Consider the following 17,710-nt stretch of genomic DNA (forward strand, 5'->3'; position numbering starts at 1 on the left):
GATCTCCCGGGATCCCCGGCGCGCCCGCCGCCCGCCCGGCGAGGTCACCGCGGCGCCGCGGCGCTGGCCGGCGAGCGCGCGCCGCGCCGGGCAATGGCAAACGAGCAGAACGAGGGGACCGACGACGACGCCGCGTCGAAACGGATTCGATACATGGCGCATGTTACGGCTTCATGCATGACTTGCCCCCTCAAACGCTCGGATGAAATGGCAGCGCGAGCTCGATTGAGGCTCGACAATGTCCTGACGGATGAGCGGTCGCTCGTGGACCTGCTCCGGGTGGTCACCGTCGACGTCCACGAGGCAGCGAGCGTCGAAGAGGCGCTGCATCGTACCATCACGCACATCTGCAATCACCTCGGCTGGCCGGTTGGACATGCGTACGTGCCGGCCGCGGACGATCCGTCTCTGCTCCTTCCCACGGCGCTCTGGCACCTGAACGATGAAGCAAAGTTCGCGACGTTCAAGGCTGTCACGGAAGCGACACAGTTCACCGCGGGGCTCGGTCTTCCCGGGAGGGTGCTCGCCTCGAAGCAGCCGGCGTGGGTGCGCAACGTCACGGTGGACGCCAATTTCCCGCGCGCCCGGCTCGCGAGGAACCTGGGCGTGAAGGCGGGGTTCGCGTTCCCCGTGGTCGTCGGCGCGGACGTCGTGGCCGTGCTGGAGTTCTTCTCCGACGCCGAGCACGCGGACGACGGGAAGTTCACGGCGACCATCGGCCGCATCGCGCGGCAGCTCGGCCGCATCTTCGAGCGCAAGCACGGGCAGGAGATGCTGAGCAGGGAGCGGGACTTCATGGCGGCCGTCATGGATCTCGTCGACGGCCTCATCGTGGTGCTCGACGCGCGCGGCCGCATCGTCCGCATGAACAGCGCCGCCGAGCAGGCGCTGGGGAGCGCGCGGGGGCTCCGGGAGGCCCGGTTCCTCTGGGATCTCACGCCCGATCCGCGCGCGTCGGCGCAGCTCAAAGGCCTCTTCGAGCAGCTCGGCGCGGGCGAGTCGAAGAGGCAGGTGGAGGTGCCGTCCACGGCTGCAGACGGCGCCCGCCGGGTGACGGCGTGGTCGGGCGCCGTCCTGCGCGGCAGGGACGAGAGGGTCCGGTTCGTCATCATGACCGGCATCGATCTGACGGAGCGCAAGCGCGCCGAGGAGGAGCGCGCGCGGCTGCAGGAGGAGGTGATCAAGGCCCAGGACGCCGCGCTGGCCAAGCTGTCCGTGCCGCTCATCCCCATCCGCGACGACGTGGTGGTCGTGCCGCTCATCGGCCCGCTCGAGGCCGGGAGGGCGCGCCGCATGATCGAGGCGCTGTCGCGCGGCATCGCGGACCGCCGCACGCGGATCGCCATCATCGACCTGACCGGCGTGGACGAGATCGAGCCGCCGGCGATGGAGGCGCTGCTCGACGCGGTGCGGGTCGCGGGCCTCCTCGGCGCGCGGGTGGTCCTCACGGGGATCCGCCCCGAGGTCGCCCAGCGCCTCGCCGAGCGCGGCGCCGACATGGGCCGCTGCGCGGTGAAGAGCTCCCTCCAGAGCGGGATCGCGTTCGCGATGGCGAGCCGCTGAGCCGACCAGCGCGCCCGACGTCGGGTGTCGTCCGTCCGTGACCGGAACGGCATCATCACTGCATGGAACAGGGACGAACGCGACACCGCCGCGCCCTCGTTCCGTGCTGTAATGAGACGCTCCTGACAACCCCCTCGTTTTGCTCGCATTTTCAGAGGAGAATTCAACAGGGAGGCCGGGAGACGGGGAGATCGGTGGTATTTCACTCCCCGCCTCCCCGACTCCCTGTGAATCTTCCCGGGAAATTCGAGGGGATGCTTCAGGAGACGATCCCCAGAAAGGTCCGGTGCAGCGCTATGCGATCGACGTCTTCCCTCTTGAAGCGATGCTCATGGGTCCGGCTGCCTCTGCTCGCCTCGGCGCTCGCCATGGCCGCGTGCGCGGCCGATCTGCCGCTCGACGTGGACGAGGGCGCGGAGGCGGAGCTCGTCGGCGAGCACAGCGACGCGCTGTCGACGCGCGTCCGGCTCATGGCCGCCAACATCACGAGCGGCAACAACCAGAGCTACGATCCCGGGCACGGCGAGCGCATCCTGCGGGGGATCAAGCCAGATATCGCCCTGCTGCAAGAGTTCAACTACGGCGGCAACACCACCTCCGAGCTCCGCTCCTTCGTGGACGCGGCGTTCGGCGCCGGGTTCAGCTACTACCGCGAGAGCGGGGCGCAGATCCCGAACGGGATCGTGAGCCGGTGGCCGATCGTGGCGTCCGGCGAGTGGGACGACACGTCGGTGAGCAACCGGGACTTCGCGTGGGCGCGCATCGATATCCCCGGCCCCGGCCACGTGTTCGCGATCAGCGTCCACCTCCTGACGTCCAGCGCGGGGGCGCGCGACACGGAGGCGCGGAATCTCGTCTCGTTCATCGAGGCGAACGTGGCCCAGGGCGATTACCTGGTCATCGGCGGCGACTTCAACACGGCGAGCCGGATCGAGGCGTGTGTCTCGCGCCTCTCAAACGTCGTCGTCACGGCCGGGCCCTATCCCGCCGACCGGAACGGGAACGCGAACACCAACGCAGGCAGGACGAAGCCCTATGACTGGGTGCTCGTCGACAGCGACCTGGAGGCGTACGAGACGGCCGTCGTGATCGGCGGGAGCAGCTTCGCGAACGGCCTGGTGGCGGACACGCGCGTCTACTCGCCGCTCTCCGAGATCAGCCCCGCGGTCTCGTCGGACAGCGGCGCCCCGAACATGCAGCACATGGGCGTCGTGCGCGACTTCCTGGTCCCCGACGGCAGCGGCGGGGCCGGCGGCAGCGGCGGGGCCGGCGGCAGCGGCGGGACCGGCGGCAGCGGCGGGACCGGTGGCAGCGGCGGCGCTGGCGGCGGCAGCGGCGGGGCCGGCGGCAGCGGCGGGACCGGTGGCAGCGGCGGGGGCACGGGCACCGCCGCCGTGATCATCAACGAGGTCCTCGCGAACGAGCCGGGCAGCAACACGGCCGGCGAGTTCGTGGAGATCGTCAATGTCGGCACCGCGGCGGCGGCCCTCGCCGGCTGGACGCTCTCCGACGGCACGTCGACGCGGCACACCTTCCCGACCGGCGCGTCGCTCGCGCCCTGGACGGCCATCGTGGTGTATGGCGGCGCCTCCGCCGTGCCGAGCGGCAGCGGGGCCGTCGCGGCGTCCACGGGGTCGTTGAACCTCGGCAACGGCGGAGACAAGGTCACGCTGAAAAACGCCTCGAGCGCGACCGTGGATACCGTCACCTACGCGAGCGGGCTCGCGGCGCAGGACGGCGTCTCGATGAACCGCAGCCCCGACGCCTCCTCGGGAGCGCAATTCGCCCTGCACAGCACCCTTGGCGCGAGCGCCTCTCCGGGCCGTCGCGCGAACGGCTCGGCGTTCTGAGGCGCCGCCCGGACGGGCGTGGATTGCCCCGCTGGCCCCGGGTCGCCATGACCCGAGGCCGCCCCTGAACCAGCGTTTGCAGAGGAGTCGATCGGGCTGGTCCCGCAGAGCGGCCAACCGGCTCCTTCGCTCCAGATCTCCGCGACAGCCCATCGAGGTCGAGCGCTGAGGCGCCGCGTGCGCCGCCAGCACGAGCCTGCTCGCGGCCGCGCGAGGGTCATGCCCGAGAGGCCGGTACACAGGGTTGACGGTCAGCGCCAGGGCGCTAGATGGTGAACCGCGTCAAGGCCGGAGAGAGGCCTGACGTACAGCCGATCGTTCGAGACAAGCATTGTTCTCTCAATGGCAGGAGGGGTGATCCATGAGCAGGCTACGCCGCGGTCTCGCTACCCTGGCCGTCGTGTCGCTCACGTCGGCGGCCGCCTATGCGCAGATGATGGTCTATGCGTATTCCGGGCCGACCACCAGGGACGGAGGGGTCACCGGGACCACCCATCGAACGTTCACCTATGTGTCGATGGGCAGATGGGAGGCACGAACGAAAAATATCTGGAGTGATGGGCTGCAGGACCCCGAACGGGTGGATTACTACCTCGAGTACGACAGAGGGCCCGGGAAGGTCTGCTTGAGCCACGAGCAGCAGGAGCCGATCTGTCTCCTGGACGACGGGATCTACACCTATCGCGCGTGGCCGGGGTCCCCGAGCGCCGAGGTGAAGTGGTGGAAGCAGCAGGGGAACGGATACTGGCAGTCAGGGAGGCCGTGATCGGCGGGCCGCGCTACGGCCGCTCCTCGCCTCCCCCGACGCGCGCGGCGCGCGCCTCGAGCGCAGCCGGAGCGCCGCGCCGCAGCGCCGGGAGCCGCCAGAGCGACTCGACGACGCCGAGCAGGACATAGACGCCGAGCCCCCAGGCGAGGACGAGCGCGGGCCCCCAGCGGACGGAGAGGACCGCGCTCGAGCCGAGCGCGAGCGCGATGGCCAGCAACGTGCGGGGGCCCGGCCGGAGATCCTTGAACGAGCGGAACCGGAGGGTCGACACCATCAGCATCGAGACGAGCAGCGTCGTCGCGAGGACGGCCAGCTCTACGCCGGCGCCGCCGAGCTGCCCGCCCGCGCCGCGGCGGGTCATGACGATCGCTATCAGGATCCCCGCCGCGCCCGTGACAGGGAGGCCCACGATGTACCTCGCGGGCGACGGCGGCCCGCCCGCCTCGCCCATCGAGAGCACGGAGAGGACGTTGAAGCGGGCGAGCCGGATCGCGCCGCACGCGGCGAACACGGACCCGCCGAGCACGCCGGCGAGACCGAGGCGGTGGAGCGACCACTGATACACGAGCAGCGCCGGGGCCACGCCGAAGGAGACGAGATCGGCCAGCGAGTCGAGCTGCACCCCGAACGCGCTCTCGGTCCGGGTCATGCGCGCGACGCGGCCATCGAGGGTGTCGGCGAGCATCGCGAGGAGGAGGAGGAGCGCGGCGCGCCGGAGGTCGTCGTCGGACCGCGCCGAGGCCGAGAGCCGTATCGCGTCGAAGCCGCAGAAGACCGAGGACAGCGTGATCAGGTTGGGAAGGAGGTACAGGGCCCGCCTTGGCGCGGGCCGCGGCCGCTCCGGCGCCACCTCGCCGCGCGGGCGCTCGGGGCGCGCGCTCGTCGCCTGCCCCGGGCCCGCGGGACACCACGGCCCGACGCCGGTGTCCCACGCTGCTGGATGATGTTCTGACATGGTGGCGATCCCGCGGGACATCGGCGCAGCGCGGCTGAAGGCCGCGGCCCGACGAGCACGCCCGGCCGGCCTCGTAGTACACGAGGCGGCTCGCGTTCAAGCGGCAGGCCGATCGGCGGCGGCGGCGCGGAGGTGCGCAGGCGGGCCGCCGTCGACCCTCGGGGTGTCGACGTGGGTGCGGGCGAGCTCGGGAGCCAGGCCGTCGCCCCGCCGCCCGTCACGACGGCCTGGACGTCAGAGCAGCACCGCGATGACGCCGGCCCCGATGAGCGCGACGGCCCAGGCCCGATCGAGGTTGAACCAGGCGGTGCGAAGGATGGCGACGCCGAGCTTGTGATAGACAACGAGCGCGACCGCGGCGGCCGCCGCCATCATGGCGGCCGTGTGGACGAGGACGGCGGCGAGGTAGCCGAGCGGGCTCGCGAGCGACAGGCCAGCCGCGTTGTGGCACCCGCCGCCGTGGCACGGAGCGGGGCTCTCGGCGCCGAGCAGGAAGACCGGGAGCAGCATGAGCCCCGCGCCGTGCGCGGTGGCCATCAGGAAAGACCACCAGGTCAGGTCGAGGAAGCCGACGCGCATCCCGACCCACCTCGGGTGGCGCGGCCTCACCAGCTTGAGCACGCCGAACGCGACGAGCGCGGCCGCCGTGAGCCACCGCAGCGCCGCGGCGGGGACGCTCGCGAGCCCGATCCCGAGCAGCGCGACCGTGAGGCCGATCGACGCCGCGTGGCCGAGCGCGATCGGGACGAGCGCCCGCCGCACCGCGCCGCTGCTCTTCTCCTGCAGGCCCAGGGCGACAGCGAACAGCCAGCCCATGCCAGGGTTGATGCCGTGATAGGCGCCGAGGAGCGCCAGCGTGAGCCAGGGCATCATGGCCGGCTAGGGGTAGCAGAACGAGTCGGACGACGCGTCGCCCCCCTCGAGCCGCACCTGGTGAGGGCGCAGCGGGCCAAAATCGACGAAGAACCCGGGATCGACCGCGAGGCCCCCGCCCGCCGCCACATCGATCTTGGCCATCCAGCCAGAGGCGCCCTCGGGATAGAACTGCTCGTCCCACGATGCGTAAAGCGAGTTGGTGAAGTAGACGCGCCGGCCGTCGCGGCTCACCTCGACCATCTGCGGCCCGCCCCGCAGCGGCCCGGAGCGGGGATGCGCCGCCCGCCGCACGATGCCGCCGAGGTGCACCGAGCCAACCAGCTTCGGGTGGAACGGGTCGGATACATCGTACTGGCGAAGCTCGCCTGTGCCCCAGCACGACACGTAGAGGAACCGGTCGTCGAGGGAGAGGTTGATGTCGGTGATCAGCGGCGGCACCGCCTTGAAGCCCTTGAGCAGCGGCGGCAAGAGGTCGGGATCCGCGGGCTCGGCCGGCACCTCGATCACCTTGCGGATCGCCCACCGGTCGCCGTCGCGATGCCAGAGCCAGATCGAGGCGGAGAGGTCCTTGACGCTCACGACGACGCCGACGAAGCCATAGGCCTTGGTCGGGTCGTGGGCGGGGCGGAGCTCCAGCGCCATCTGGTGCTCATCGCCCAGATCCAGCGCCTGGAGGTGCTTGCGCTTCCGCAGGTCCCATACATGAACGCGGTGACCGTACTTCTTGCCGAGCAGGAGCTCCGGATTCACGCCGTCCTCGATCATCTTCGGCGTCCCCCACTCGCTCGTGAGGAGGGTGTCGTGGCCGAGGTGCCACCAGAAGTCGTAGTGGAGGAACTGCGGCCCACGATCGATCTCCCATCGACCGAGCACATCGAAGCTCTCGCAGTCGAGCACGAAGATGCCCCCGGGCCCGTCGCCGTCCGGGCCGCCGAGCGCGCTCACGTAGATGCCGTCGGGGCCGCAGTGCAGCGTGTGCGGGCGAGAGTAGCCTGCCCGCTTCGCGATCTCCTCGGCGCGCACCGTGTGGACGAGCTCGGGGCGGCGCGGGTCCGGCTTGACGTCGAAGACGAAGATGTTCGACGAGCGGAGCGCCGGGAGCAGGAGAAAGCGGCGCTCGACGTGGGGGTGCGGGGCGTAGGGGCACAGGGCGGCGCTGCACGCGTTCCAGCCGGAATGGTGCAGCTCGTCGCCGTAGGTCGGCAGCTCGTTGACAGAGACCAGCGTGCCGTACGCCGGCGACCTCGGATCGAGATCGACGACCGTGAGCGCGTCATGGCGCAGCTCGCCAGGGCGCTTCAGCGCGGCGCCCGCGTCGAGCGCGGTCACGTAGGCCAGCCGCTCGGGCGGCGCCTCCATCGCCAGGCGCGGCGACGGGTAGAAGGTGGGATCCGGACGAAACCGCATGCGCTGCGTCTCCTTGGTTCTGGGCGTTCGCGTGTTCTTCCAGGCGCCGCCGGCGACGACCGGCGGCCACTGGCTACCCCGGTAGATCCGTGCTGAGAAATACCTCGTGGATATCGAGCTTGCTCGGGCCCGCGAACATCTCCTTCGGCGCGCGGTTCCGGTGCGCCTCCGCGAACGCGGGGCTCCTCGTCCAGGCGATGAAATCGTCCATGGACCGCCACCAGGTCTTCACCTCGTAGAACCCCTGCGCGTCCGGGTCCGGGCTCCACGCGCCGGTCGCGTGGTCCAGCTTCATCGGCTTCGGCCTGTGGACCTCGTTCCGGATGAAGCCGGGCGCCTGATCGACCAGGTGGACCCTGTTCTTGAAGCGATCCTCGAAATCGGCCTCGTGGCCCTCGGCGACGGGAATGCGGTTGGTGACGACGATCATCGCTCCTCTCCTTCTTGCTCGTACGGGAGGCCCGCGCGCTGCGGGCGGCGTCAAGCTTAGCAGGCCCTGTGCCCGGCCGGGGCCGCGCGGCGCTGGCGCCGCCCGCGCGCTCCCGCGCTGGCGCCGCCCGCACGCCGGCAGAATGCCTGGGAATCCCCCGGAGCTCAACGCAATGCCGCTGGCGACACGCAAGCGATCAGAAGCATCGCTACGGGTGCACCCTAACCGCTCCGACGTCAGCGGATCTCGCGCACTCGAACGGTACAGACTGGCCCGGTAGACAGACGGGAAAGCCCCTATGGGCTCGCCAGACTCGAGCATTCCGCAGCGGAAGCACGGAAAATCGCACGGAGCGGACCCTTGTTGAATACCTCACAAACCGTATTGCGTGATCGTGAGTCGCATGATACTCGGATGGCGTCCGGGGCAACGATCATGCCCTGTTTGCAACGAACGGAGCCGAACACGACGCGCAGCGATCCGCCGGAGCACGATGTCATCACAAGGGAACCTCGTCCTCCGGCCTCATCTGACCTCGCTCGCCTCGCCTGTTCCGCCCGGGCCCGCGGCGCCTCCGCCGCGCGCTGATCATCGAACCAGAGGGATATGACGAGTCACGTTCTCATCACCGGTGGAGCGGGGTTCATCGGCTCTCACGTCGCCGACGAGCTCCTGCGCCAGGGGGTCCGCGTCCGGGCGCTCGACAGCCTGGTCCCTCAGGTGCACGGCCCCGACCGCAGCCGCCCGTCGTACCTCGACCCGGAGGTCGAGCTCATCGTGGGTGATGTCCGCGACCGGGACGCGGTGAAATCGGCGCTCCGCGGCGTGGACGCGGTGGTCCACTTCGCGTCCGCGGTCGGGGTCGGACAGAGCATGTACAAGATCGCGGAGTACACCTCGATCAACAACCTCGGCACCGCCGTGCTCCTCGAGGAGCTCGCCGCGAAGCCGGTCTCGAGGCTGCTCGTCGCCTCCAGCATGAGCGTGTATGGCGAGGGGCTCTACCGGGCGGCCTCCGGCGCGGTGGTCCCCGGCGCGAGCCGGCCGCTCGAGCAGCTCAAGCGCGGCGACTGGGAGGTCCGGAGCGAGGCCGGCGAGGCGCTCGTGCCCATCCCGACGCCCGAGTCCAAGCCCCCGTCGCTCGAGTCGGTCTATGCGCTCTCCAAGTACGACCAGGAGCGGCTCTGCCTGATGATCGGGCGCGCGTACCAGATCCCGACCGTCGCCCTCCGCTTCTTCAACGTCTACGGCCGCCGTCAGGCCCTCTCCAACCCGTACACAGGCGTCCTCGCCATCTTCGCCGCGAGGCTCCTCAACGACCGTCCGCCCGTGATCTTCGAGGACGGGCTGCAGCGGCGCGATCTCGTGAGCGTCACCGACGTCGCCCGCGCCTGCGTCCGGGCCCTCGGCGCCGACGGCGCGGTGGGCCAGGTGCTCAACATCGGCAGCGGGCGGTCGACCACCGTGCGCGAGGTCGCCGAGCGCGTGCGCGACGTGATGGGGAAGAGCGGTATCGAGCCCGAGATCGTCGGGAAATCCCGGCTGGGCGACGTCCGGCACTGCTTCGCCGACATCGGCGCGGCGCAGCAGAAGATCGGGTATGCGCCCCGGGTCTCGCTCGAGGAGGGGCTCCGCGATCTCGCCGACTGGCTCGAGGGGCAGGTGGCGAAGGACGCTGTCGCCCAGGCCCGCGCCGAGCTGGAATCCAGGGGGCTGACGGTATGAGCGCCGCGGCGGATGGCCCGGGCGGCGCGACCGCTGCGCCGGGGCGCCCGGCGCTGATCACCGGCGGCGCCGGCTTCATCGGCGCCAACCTGGCCCACCGCCTGCTCCAGGCGGGAGAGACGGTGCTCCTCTTCGACAATCTCTCCCGCCCCTCGGTGGCGCGCAACGTCGAGTGGTTGAGGCGCACCCACGGCGACCGCGTCACGCTGATCACCGGCGACGTGAGGGACGCCCGCGCGGTCGCGGCCGCGGTCCGGCGCGCCTCCAGCGTCTTCCACTTCGCCGCCCAGGTGGCCGTGACGACGAGCCTCGTCCAGCCGGTGGAAGACTTCGAGATCAACGCCCGCGGGACGCTCAATGTCCTCGAGGCGCTCCGCGCCGAGAGCGCCCCGCCGCCGCTCCTCCTGACGTCCACCAACAAGGTGTACGGCGGCCTCCCCGACGTCCCGCTCTCGTGCAGCGGCCGGCGCTACGAGCCCGCGGATCCGGAGCTCCGGGCCTCCGGCGTCTCCGAGGCCCGCCCGCTCGATTTCCATAGCCCCTACGGCTGCTCCAAGGGCGCCGCGGACCAGTACGTCATCGATTATGCCCGCACCTTCGGGCTCCCCGCGGCGGTGTTCCGGATGAGCTGTATCTACGGTCCTCGCCAGTTCGGGACCGAGGACCAGGGGTGGGTCGCGCATTTCCTCCTCCAGGCGCTCCGGCGGGAGCCGATCACCCTTTACGGCGACGGGATGCAGGTCCGGGACGTGCTCTTCATCGACGACCTCGTCGACGCGCTCCTCCTCGCCCGCAGGGACATCCGGCAGATCTCGGCGTCGGCGTTCAACGTCGGCGGGGGCCCGGAGAACACCCTCAGCCTGCTCGAGCTGCTCGACCTCATCGAGGAGCTCGACGGCAAGCGCCCCCTGATCGGCTTCGAGGGGTGGCGGCCGGGCGATCAGCGGTACTACGTCTCCGACTGCCGCCGGCTCTCCGCGGCCACGGGGTGGTGGCCGCGCGTCCGGGTCCGCGAGGGGGTGCGCAGGCTGCACGGCTGGCTGCGGGAGATGACGGAGGCGACCGGCGCCGCGAAGGCCGCCGCCGGCGCCGGCCAGCCCGCGAAGGAGCCGTGCGCGGGGGGCGTCCGGTGAGGTTCGCGCTCGTCAACCCGGCCTGGAGCTTCGAAGGGAGCATCTATTTCGGCTGCCGGGAGCCTCACCTGCCCCTCGAATACGGCTACGCCAGGGCGCTGCTCGCGGCCGCGGGGCACGAGGCGACCGTCGTCGACGCCCAGGCCCGGGGCCTCGCCGACGGCGCCCTCCGCGACGAGGTGGCCGCGCTCCGCGCCGACGCGATCGTGGTGACCACCGCGCCGAGCTACCTCTTCTGGCGCTGCGCCCCGCCCGAGCTCCGCGTCCCGCAGCAGGCGCTCCGCGCGCTCCACGGGCTGCCAGGGCTCCGGCTCGCGGTGGGCCCCCACGCCTCCACCACCCCCCGCGCCACCCTGCGCAAGCTCGGGGTCGACGCCGTTGTGATGGGCGAGTGCGAGGACGTGCTTGTGGAGCTCGCCGATCGCCCGCGATCGCGCTGGGGCGAGATCGACGCGATCGCCTGGCTGGACGGCGACGACGCGCGCGTGCAGGGCGGCCCGCGCGCGTCGGACATGGCCCGGCTGCCGGCCCTCCGCTGGGACGACGCCACGGTGGCGCGCCACGCCCACCACCACCACCGCTTCGACACCGCGCCGATCGGCCCCGGCGCCGAGGTCGAGGCGTCGAGAGGGTGCCCCTACCACTGCACCTTCTGCGCGAAGGACAACTTCCGCGACGGCTACCGCAAGCGCCCCCTCGAGGTGCTCCTCGACGAGATCGACGGGCTCGTCGCCCAGGGGGTTCGTTACGTCTATTTCATCGACGAGATCTTCCTGCCGGATCGCGCGCTGCTCGAGGCGCTCGTCGATCGCCCGGTGTCGTTCGGCGTCCAGATGCGCGTCGACAACTGGAGCCCGGAGATGCTCGACCTGCTCGGGAGAGCGGGGTGCGTCTCGATCGAGGCAGGGGTGGAGAGCATCACCCGGGAGGGCAGGAGCCTCCTGGCCAAGCGCTGCAGGCTCTCGACCGAGCAGCTCGGCGATCTCCTGATCCACGCCAAGAAGAGCGTGCCCTTCGTCCAGGCGAACCTGATCCAGTCGCCGACCGACGATCCCGCGGACGTCGCCGCCTTCCGGGAGCGGCTCCGGCAGCACGGCGTGTGGGCGAACGAGCCGGTGCCGATGTTCCCTTACCCGGGCTCGCCCGAGTACACGATGCGCTGGGGCGCCCCCGACGACGAGGCGTGGGAGCGCTCGGTCGCGCACTACCTCGATCGGTTCGAGCGCTTCAGCGACCTCCAGGACAGCCGCCCTCTCCCGCTCTCCGCGCTGGAGATCGCGCCCCCCGGCCATGGCTGACGCCGCGCGCGCCCCCGGCTCCGTCCTGATGACCGCCGACACGGTGGGTGGCGTCTTCTCCTACGCGATCGAGCTCGCGCGCGCGCTCGCGGCGCGGGGGGTCCGGACGTCGCTCGCCACCCTGGGCGGGCCGCTCTCGGCGCCCCAGCGCGAGGCCGCGGGGCTCGTGCCCGGGCTCGCCGTCTTCGAGAGCTCCTTCCGGCTCGAGTGGATGGAGGATCCCTGGGACGACGTCGCGCGCGCCGGGGACTGGCTCCTCGAGCTCGAGGAGCGCGTCCGGCCGGCGCTGATCCACCTGAACGGCTATGCGCACGGCGCGCTCGGCTTCCGCGCCCCGAAGCTCGTGGTCGCCCACTCGTGCGTCCTCTCCTGGTGGGCCGCGGTCCTCGGCGGGGAGGCGCCGCCGCGGTACGATCGCTACCGGCGCGAGGTGGCCCGGGGGCTCGCCGCCGCGTCGGCGGTGGTGGCCCCGACCCGGGCGATGCTCGACGCCCTCGTGCGCCACCACGGCCCGCTCCCCGAAGGCGCGCGGGCGGAGGTGATCCCCAACGCGGCCGACCCCGCGCGGTTCGCCCCGCGCCCCAAGGAGGAGCTCGTCCTCGCGGTCGGGCGGCTCTGGGATCAGGCCAAGAACATCGAGGCGCTCGGCGAGGTGGCCCCTCACCTGCCCTGGCCGATCCAGGTGGCCGGGAGCGACGTCCGCCCCGACGGGGGCGCGATATCCCTCCCCTCGCTCGAGCGCCTCGGCGTGCTCTCGCCGTCCGCCGTCGCCGCCGCGCTCGGCCGCGCGTCGATCTACGCTCACCCGGCCCGCTACGAGCCGTTCGGCCTGTCGGTCCTGGAGGCGGCGCTCTCCGGGTGCGCCCTCGTCCTGGGCGACATCCCCAGCCTGCGCGAGGTCTGGGGCGACGCGGCCCTCTACGTGGATCCCGGCGACACGGAGGCCCTCCGGCGCGCGCTCCGGTCGCTCATCGACGCGCCCGGCGCGCGGCGCGAGATGGCCACGCGCGCCCGCGCCCGCGCCCTCGGCTTCTCGCCGCGGCGGATGGCCCGGGGCTACCTGCGCCTCTACGGCGAGCTCCTCGGTCGCGGGCCCGGCGAAGAAGAGCGCTCGCCGTGGAGGGGGGAGCACGCGCCATGCGCATAGCCCTGTTCTGCCACTCCCTGCTCTCCGACTGGAACCACGGGAACGCGCACTTCCTCCGCGGCGTGGTCACCGAGCTCGCCGAGCGCGGTCACGAGGTCCGCGCCTTCGAGCCGAGGGACGCCTGGAGCCTCCAGAACCTCGTCGCCGATCACGGCGAGGCGCCGCTGCGCGAGGTGAGGGAGGTCTACCCGCGCGTCGATCCGATCCGGTACGACCTTGCCTCGCTCGACCTGGACGAGGCGCTGGAGGGCACCTCGCTCGTCCTCGTCCACGAGTGGAGCGAGCCCGAGCTGGTCGCCCGCATCGGCGCGCATCGAGCACGCGCGTCACGCGCGTCGTACCGGCTGCTCTTCCACGACACGCACCACCGCTCGGTCACGGATCCCGGGGCCATGGCCCGCTACGATCTCGCCCGCTACGACGGCGTCCTCGCCTTCGGCCGGGTGATCCGCGACCTCTACCTCGAGCGCCGCTGGGCCCGCCGGGCCTTCGTCTGGCACGAGGCCGCGGACGTCCGCGTGTTCCGCCCGCGCCGCGGGGCCCAGCCCGAGCGCGATCTCGTGTGGATCGGCAACTGGGGCGACGAGGAGCGCACCCGCGAGCTCGACGCGTTCCTGATCGGCCCGTCGCGCGATCTAGGCCTCTCCGCCCGCGTGTACGGGGTGCGTTACCCCGACCACGCCCGCGCCGCGCTCGACGCGGCCGGGATCGAGCACCGGGGCTGGCTCCCCAACTACCGCGCTCCCGAGGCGTTCGCGCGGGCCAGGGTGACCGTCCACGTCCCGAGGAGGCCCTACGTCGCCTCGCTCCCGGGGATCCCGACCATCCGGCCGTTCGAGGCCATGGCCTGCGCCATCCCGCTCGTCTGCTCGCCGTGGAGCGACGCGGAGGGGCTGTTCTCGCCCGGCCGCGACTACCTCGTCGCCCGGGACGGCGACGAGATGAAGCGACGCCTCGCGGCCCTCCTCGCCGAGCCCGCCCTGGCCGCCGAGCTGGCGGAGCGGGGGCGCGCGACGATCCTCGCGCGCCACACGTGCGCCCACCGGGTCGACGAGCTCCTCGCCATCGCCGCCGAGCTCGGCGTCGAGGTCGAGCGCCCCGCCCCCGCCGCCCCACCCCAGCGAGCCACGTCATGAACCGACGCAACCCACGCCCGACCGCGAGCCGATCGCTCGACATCGCCTTCTTCGGATCGAGCCTCGTCTCCGCCTACTGGAACGGAGCCGCCACCTACTACCGCGGCATCCTCCGCGCCCTCGCGGCGCGAGGGCACCGCATCACCTTCCACGAGCCGGACGCCTACGATCGCCAGAAGCACCGCGACATCGAGGACCCGCCGTGGGCCCGCGTCGTCGTCTACTCCGGCACGGACCCGGCAGAGCCCAGGCGCCTCGTCGAGCAGGCCCGGAGCGCCGACGTCGTCGTCAAGGCCAGCGGCGTCGGCGTCTTCGACGAGCTGCTCGAGGCCGAGGTCGCCGCGCTCGATCGGCCGGGGCTCACGACGATCTTCTGGGACGTCGACGCCCCGGCCACGCTGGAGCGGGTCCGCGCCGCGCCGTCGGATCCCTTCCGCGCGCTGATCCCGCGCTACAACCTGGTCTTCACCTACGGCGGCGGCGACCCGGTGGTGCGCGGCTACGAGGCGCTCGGCGCGCGGCGCTGCGCGCCGATCTACAACGCGCTCGACCCCGAGACCCACTTCGAGGTCGCGCCAGATCCTCGATTTCATTGCGATTTTGCGCTGCTCGCCAACCGCCTGCCGGACCGGGAGCGGCGCGTGGAAGAGTTCTTCCTGCGGCCCGCGGCCGCGCTCCCCGGGCTCCGGTTCCTCCTTGGCGGCAGCGGCTGGCAGGACAAGGGCATGCCCCCGAACGTCCGCTACGTCGGGCACGTCTACACGGCGGATCACAACGCCTTCAACGCCAGCGCCCGCGCGGTGCTGAACGTGGCCCGCGACAGCATGGCGTCGGTCGGCTTCTCCCCGGCGACCCGGGTCTTCGAGGCCGCGGGCGCGGCCGCGTGCCTCGTCACGGACGCGTGGGAGGGCATCGAGCTCTTCCTCGAGCCCGGGCGCGAGGTGCTCGTCGCGAGGAGCGGCGACGACGTCGCGGAGATCCTCCGGGCGCTCACGCCCGAGCGAGCCCGCGCCATCGGCAGGGCGGCGAAGCAGCGCGTGCTGGCGGGGCACACCTACGCCGAGCGCGCGAGGCAGGTCGAGGCCCTGCTGGCCCGCCCCGACGGCGCAACCCTCACCGCGATCGCGCCGCCGTGAAGCCCATCTCCTTCGTCTTCCTGGGCCTGTCGATCACCTCGTCGTGGGGCAACGGCCACGCGACGACGTACCGCGGGCTGCTCAAGCGGCTGGCCCAGCGGGGGCACAGCGTGCTCTTCCTGGAGCGGGACCTCTCGTTCTACGCCGCGAACCGCGACCTCCCGAGCCCGCCCTACGGCCGGACCGAGCTCTACCGGGGGCTCGACGACCTCCGCGCGCGCTTCGGGGGCGCGGTGCGCGACGCGGACCTGGTGGTCGTCGGGTCCTACGTGCCCGACGGCGCCGAGGTCGGCGCCTGGGTCACGGAGACGGCGCGCGGGAAGACCGCGTTCTACGACATCGACACGCCGGTGACGCTCAAGCAGATCGAGCGGGGCGGCGCCGGGTACCTGTCTCCGGCGCTGATCCCGCGGTACGACCTGTACCTCTCGTTCACCGGCGGCCCGACGCTCGAGCGGCTCGAGCGCCGCCACGGGGCGAAGCGGGCGCGGCCGCTCTACTGCGCGGTGGATCCGGACGAGTACTTCCCGGAGCGCGCGCCGCCCCGCTGGGATCTCGGCTACCTCGGCACGTACAGCGCCGATCGCCAGCCCACGCTGGACCGGCTCCTCGTCGCGCCGGCGCGCCGCTGGGGGCGAGGCCGCTTCGTCGTCGCCGGCCCGCAGTACCCGGCGGACATCGGCTGGCCCACCAACGTCGAGCGCACGGATCACGTCCCGCCGGGCGAGCACCGCGGCTTCTACGGCGCGCAGCGCTTCACGCTCAACGTCACCCGCCGGGACATGATCGAGGCGGGGTACTCGCCGAGCGTGCGCCTCTTCGAGGCCGCGGCCTGCGGGGTGCCGGTGATCAGCGACGACTGGCCGGGCCTCGACGAGCTCTTCGAGCCGGGCAAGGAGATCCTGGTCGCCCGCTCCCCGGAGGAGGTGCTCCACCTGATCCGCGAGCTCCCCGAGCGGGAGCGGATCGCGATCGGCCAGCGGGCCCGCGAGCGCGTGCTCGCCCGACACACAGCGGCGCACCGCGCCGAGGCGCTGGAGAGATACACCCGGGAGCTGCTCGACGGGCAGGACGCGCCGGAGCGCCGGAGCGCCCGGGGGGCCGGGGACGATGACGTCGACGTGGGCAGTCGACCTGGAGAGGAGGTCAGAGAGACATGAGCGCAGCGCTCCGCATCCTGGTGACCGGGGGCGCCGGATTCGTCGGCTCCCACCTGTGTGATCGGCTGATCCGGGAGGGCCACGAGGTCGTCGCGCTCGACGATCTCTCGACGGGCTCCCGGGACAACGTCGCCCATCTCCTCTCTCACCGGCGCTTCCGGCTGGTGGAGCACGACGTGATGCAGCCGTACCAGCGGGAGGTCGACCGCATCTACAACCTCGCCTCGCCGGCGAGCCCGCCGCATTACCAGCGCGATCCGGTCCGGACCACGCTGGTCAACGTGCTCGGCGCGCTCCACGCGCTGAAGCTCGCCGAGGGCTGCGGGGCGCGGGTCTTCCAGGCGTCGACCAGCGAGGTCTACGGCGATCCCGAGGTCCACCCGCAGCCGGAAGGCTACCGGGGCGCGGTGAACCCGATCGGGATCCGCTCCTGTTATGACGAGGGGAAGCGCTGCGCCGAGTCGCTGCTCATGGACTTCCACCGCCGCGGCGTCGAGGTGCGCCTGGCGCGGATCTTCAACACGTACGGTCCGCGGATGGCGCTCGATGACGGTCGGGTGGTGTCGAACTTCATCGTGCAGGCGCTCCGGGGTGAGGACCTCACAGTGTACGGCGATGGCTCCCAGACACGGAGCTTCTGCTACGTGGAGGACCTCATCGACGGGATCGTCCGGCTGATGGAGCACCCGACCGAGACGGGCCCGGTGAACCTGGGCAATCCCGAGGAGTTCACGGTGCTCGAGCTCGCCGAGGAGGTGCTTCACCTGACCGGGAGCCGGGGTCGGGTGGTGTTCCGTCCGCTGCCCGAGGACGATCCGAGGCAGCGGCAGCCGGTGATCGACCGCGCGCGGCGGGTGCTCGGCTTCGAGCCGAAGGTGCCGTTGCGCACGGGCCTGCGCCGCACGATCGAGGGGTTCCGGAGCGCGCTCGGGCTGGGCCATCGCGCACCTGGGCTCCCGGTGTCGGACGAAGACGCACCGTTGCCCCGTGCGGCGAACGGCTGAGCCGCGCCGACCGTAGAGTCGGTGCGGCGCCCATGATACCGTCAGCTCTCTGACGCCCGATTGCCGCACAGGGCCGTGCGGCGAAGGGCAGGGGCACTGCGCCCTTAACTTAGAGCGAAGG

Annotated in this window: 15 protein-coding genes; 11 read left to right on the plus strand and 4 right to left on the minus strand. The window is 72.0% G+C overall.

Annotation, left to right across the window (positions count from 1 at the left end; all coding sequences use genetic code 11):
• The first annotated feature begins 207 nt into the window (after window positions 1-207).
• The 3 genes from WMF45_RS37000 (at window position 208) to WMF45_RS37010 (ending at window position 4,179) form a co-directional block, all read left to right on the plus strand.
• A complete protein-coding gene (locus WMF45_RS37000; RefSeq protein ID WP_437710444.1) occupies window positions 208-1,563 on the plus strand; it encodes an STAS domain-containing protein in 1,356 nt (451 codons plus the stop codon).
• Between the two features lie 296 nt (window positions 1,564-1,859).
• Window positions 1,860-3,413, plus strand: coding sequence for a lamin tail domain-containing protein (locus WMF45_RS37005; RefSeq protein WP_437710446.1), 1,554 nt, complete (start codon window positions 1,860-1,862; stop codon window positions 3,411-3,413).
• A 361-nt stretch (window positions 3,414-3,774) separates the two neighbouring features.
• Window positions 3,775-4,179, plus strand: a complete 405-nt coding sequence (locus WMF45_RS37010) for a hypothetical protein (RefSeq protein ID WP_437710448.1) — start codon at window positions 3,775-3,777, stop codon at window positions 4,177-4,179.
• A 13-nt stretch (window positions 4,180-4,192) separates the two neighbouring features.
• Here the strand turns inward: WMF45_RS37010 and pssA are convergent, their stop codons facing one another.
• The 4 genes from pssA to WMF45_RS37030 form a co-directional block, all read right to left on the minus strand.
• Entirely contained in the window at window positions 4,193-5,137 is a 945-nt protein-coding gene (gene pssA, locus WMF45_RS37015) for a CDP-diacylglycerol--serine O-phosphatidyltransferase (RefSeq protein WP_437710450.1), read from the minus strand.
• Window positions 5,138-5,371: 234 nt separating this feature from the next.
• Window positions 5,372-6,010 (minus strand): hypothetical protein, encoded by a 639-nt coding sequence (locus WMF45_RS37020; RefSeq protein ID WP_437710452.1) that lies wholly within the window; start codon window positions 6,008-6,010, stop codon window positions 5,372-5,374.
• 6 nt (window positions 6,011-6,016) lie between these two features.
• Window positions 6,017-7,420: a selenium-binding protein SBP56-related protein gene (locus WMF45_RS37025; protein ID WP_437710454.1), complete on the minus strand. Its 1,404-nt coding sequence runs from the start codon at window positions 7,418-7,420 to the stop codon at window positions 6,017-6,019.
• 73 nt (window positions 7,421-7,493) lie between these two features.
• Window positions 7,494-7,850 (minus strand): antibiotic biosynthesis monooxygenase family protein, encoded by a 357-nt coding sequence (locus WMF45_RS37030; protein ID WP_437710456.1) that lies wholly within the window; start codon window positions 7,848-7,850, stop codon window positions 7,494-7,496.
• A gap of 606 nt (window positions 7,851-8,456) precedes the next feature.
• Between WMF45_RS37030 and WMF45_RS37035 the strand changes: the two genes are divergently transcribed.
• The 8 genes from WMF45_RS37035 to WMF45_RS37070 are packed head-to-tail and all read left to right on the plus strand — an operon-like array spanning window position 8,457 to window position 17,589.
• A complete protein-coding gene (locus WMF45_RS37035; protein WP_437710458.1) occupies window positions 8,457-9,575 on the plus strand; it encodes an NAD-dependent epimerase/dehydratase family protein in 1,119 nt (372 codons plus the stop codon).
• Complete coding sequence (locus WMF45_RS37040; RefSeq protein ID WP_437710460.1) at window positions 9,572-10,708, plus strand: SDR family NAD(P)-dependent oxidoreductase; 1,137 nt, start codon at window positions 9,572-9,574, stop codon at window positions 10,706-10,708. The genes WMF45_RS37035 and WMF45_RS37040 overlap by 4 nt, the downstream gene beginning before the upstream one ends.
• Complete coding sequence (locus WMF45_RS37045; protein ID WP_437710462.1) at window positions 10,705-12,006, plus strand: TIGR04295 family B12-binding domain-containing radical SAM protein; 1,302 nt, start codon at window positions 10,705-10,707, stop codon at window positions 12,004-12,006. The genes WMF45_RS37040 and WMF45_RS37045 overlap by 4 nt, the downstream gene beginning before the upstream one ends.
• Entirely contained in the window at window positions 11,999-13,153 is a 1,155-nt protein-coding gene (locus WMF45_RS37050) for a glycosyltransferase family 4 protein (protein WP_437710464.1), read from the plus strand. Before WMF45_RS37045 ends, WMF45_RS37050 begins: the two co-directional genes overlap by 8 nt.
• Window positions 13,144-14,289 (plus strand): CgeB family protein, encoded by a 1,146-nt coding sequence (locus WMF45_RS37055; RefSeq protein ID WP_437710466.1) that lies wholly within the window; start codon window positions 13,144-13,146, stop codon window positions 14,287-14,289. Before WMF45_RS37050 ends, WMF45_RS37055 begins: the two co-directional genes overlap by 10 nt.
• Window positions 14,286-15,425, plus strand: coding sequence for a CgeB family protein (locus WMF45_RS37060; protein WP_437710468.1), 1,140 nt, complete (start codon window positions 14,286-14,288; stop codon window positions 15,423-15,425). The genes WMF45_RS37055 and WMF45_RS37060 overlap by 4 nt, the downstream gene beginning before the upstream one ends.
• Window positions 15,422-16,585, plus strand: a complete 1,164-nt coding sequence (locus WMF45_RS37065; protein ID WP_437710470.1) for a CgeB family protein — start codon at window positions 15,422-15,424, stop codon at window positions 16,583-16,585. The genes WMF45_RS37060 and WMF45_RS37065 overlap by 4 nt, the downstream gene beginning before the upstream one ends.
• Entirely contained in the window at window positions 16,582-17,589 is a 1,008-nt protein-coding gene (locus WMF45_RS37070; protein WP_437710472.1) for a UDP-glucuronic acid decarboxylase family protein, read from the plus strand. Before WMF45_RS37065 ends, WMF45_RS37070 begins: the two co-directional genes overlap by 4 nt.
• Window positions 17,590-17,710: the final 121 nt, after the last annotated feature.

Source organism: Sorangium sp. So ce448, assembly GCF_051520915.1.
In the GTDB taxonomy this organism is placed as follows: Bacteria; Myxococcota_A; Polyangia; order Polyangiales; family Polyangiaceae; genus Sorangium; species Sorangium cellulosum_B.

What these genes read in the sequence shown, in the direction of transcription:
- WMF45_RS37000 (WP_437710444.1), top strand. Translation starts at nt 208, where the DNA reads ATGGCAGCGCGAGCTCGATTGAGGCTCGACAATGTCCTGACGGATGAG.
- WMF45_RS37005 (WP_437710446.1), top strand. Translation starts at nt 1,860, where the DNA reads ATGCGATCGACGTCTTCCCTCTTGAAGCGATGCTCATGGGTCCGGCTG.
- WMF45_RS37010 (WP_437710448.1), top strand. Translation starts at nt 3,775, where the DNA reads ATGAGCAGGCTACGCCGCGGTCTCGCTACCCTGGCCGTCGTGTCGCTC.
- pssA (WP_437710450.1), bottom strand. Translation starts at nt 5,137, where the DNA reads ATGTCAGAACATCATCCAGCAGCGTGGGACACCGGCGTCGGGCCGTGG.
- WMF45_RS37020 (WP_437710452.1), bottom strand. Translation starts at nt 6,010, where the DNA reads ATGATGCCCTGGCTCACGCTGGCGCTCCTCGGCGCCTATCACGGCATC.
- WMF45_RS37025 (WP_437710454.1), bottom strand. Translation starts at nt 7,420, where the DNA reads ATGCGGTTTCGTCCGGATCCCACCTTCTACCCGTCGCCGCGCCTGGCG.
- WMF45_RS37030 (WP_437710456.1), bottom strand. Translation starts at nt 7,850, where the DNA reads ATGATCGTCGTCACCAACCGCATTCCCGTCGCCGAGGGCCACGAGGCC.
- WMF45_RS37035 (WP_437710458.1), top strand. Translation starts at nt 8,457, where the DNA reads ATGACGAGTCACGTTCTCATCACCGGTGGAGCGGGGTTCATCGGCTCT.
- WMF45_RS37040 (WP_437710460.1), top strand. Translation starts at nt 9,572, where the DNA reads ATGAGCGCCGCGGCGGATGGCCCGGGCGGCGCGACCGCTGCGCCGGGG.
- WMF45_RS37050 (WP_437710464.1), top strand. Translation starts at nt 11,999, where the DNA reads ATGGCTGACGCCGCGCGCGCCCCCGGCTCCGTCCTGATGACCGCCGAC.
- WMF45_RS37055 (WP_437710466.1), top strand. Translation starts at nt 13,144, where the DNA reads ATGCGCATAGCCCTGTTCTGCCACTCCCTGCTCTCCGACTGGAACCAC.
- WMF45_RS37060 (WP_437710468.1), top strand. Translation starts at nt 14,286, where the DNA reads ATGAACCGACGCAACCCACGCCCGACCGCGAGCCGATCGCTCGACATC.
- WMF45_RS37070 (WP_437710472.1), top strand. Translation starts at nt 16,582, where the DNA reads ATGAGCGCAGCGCTCCGCATCCTGGTGACCGGGGGCGCCGGATTCGTC.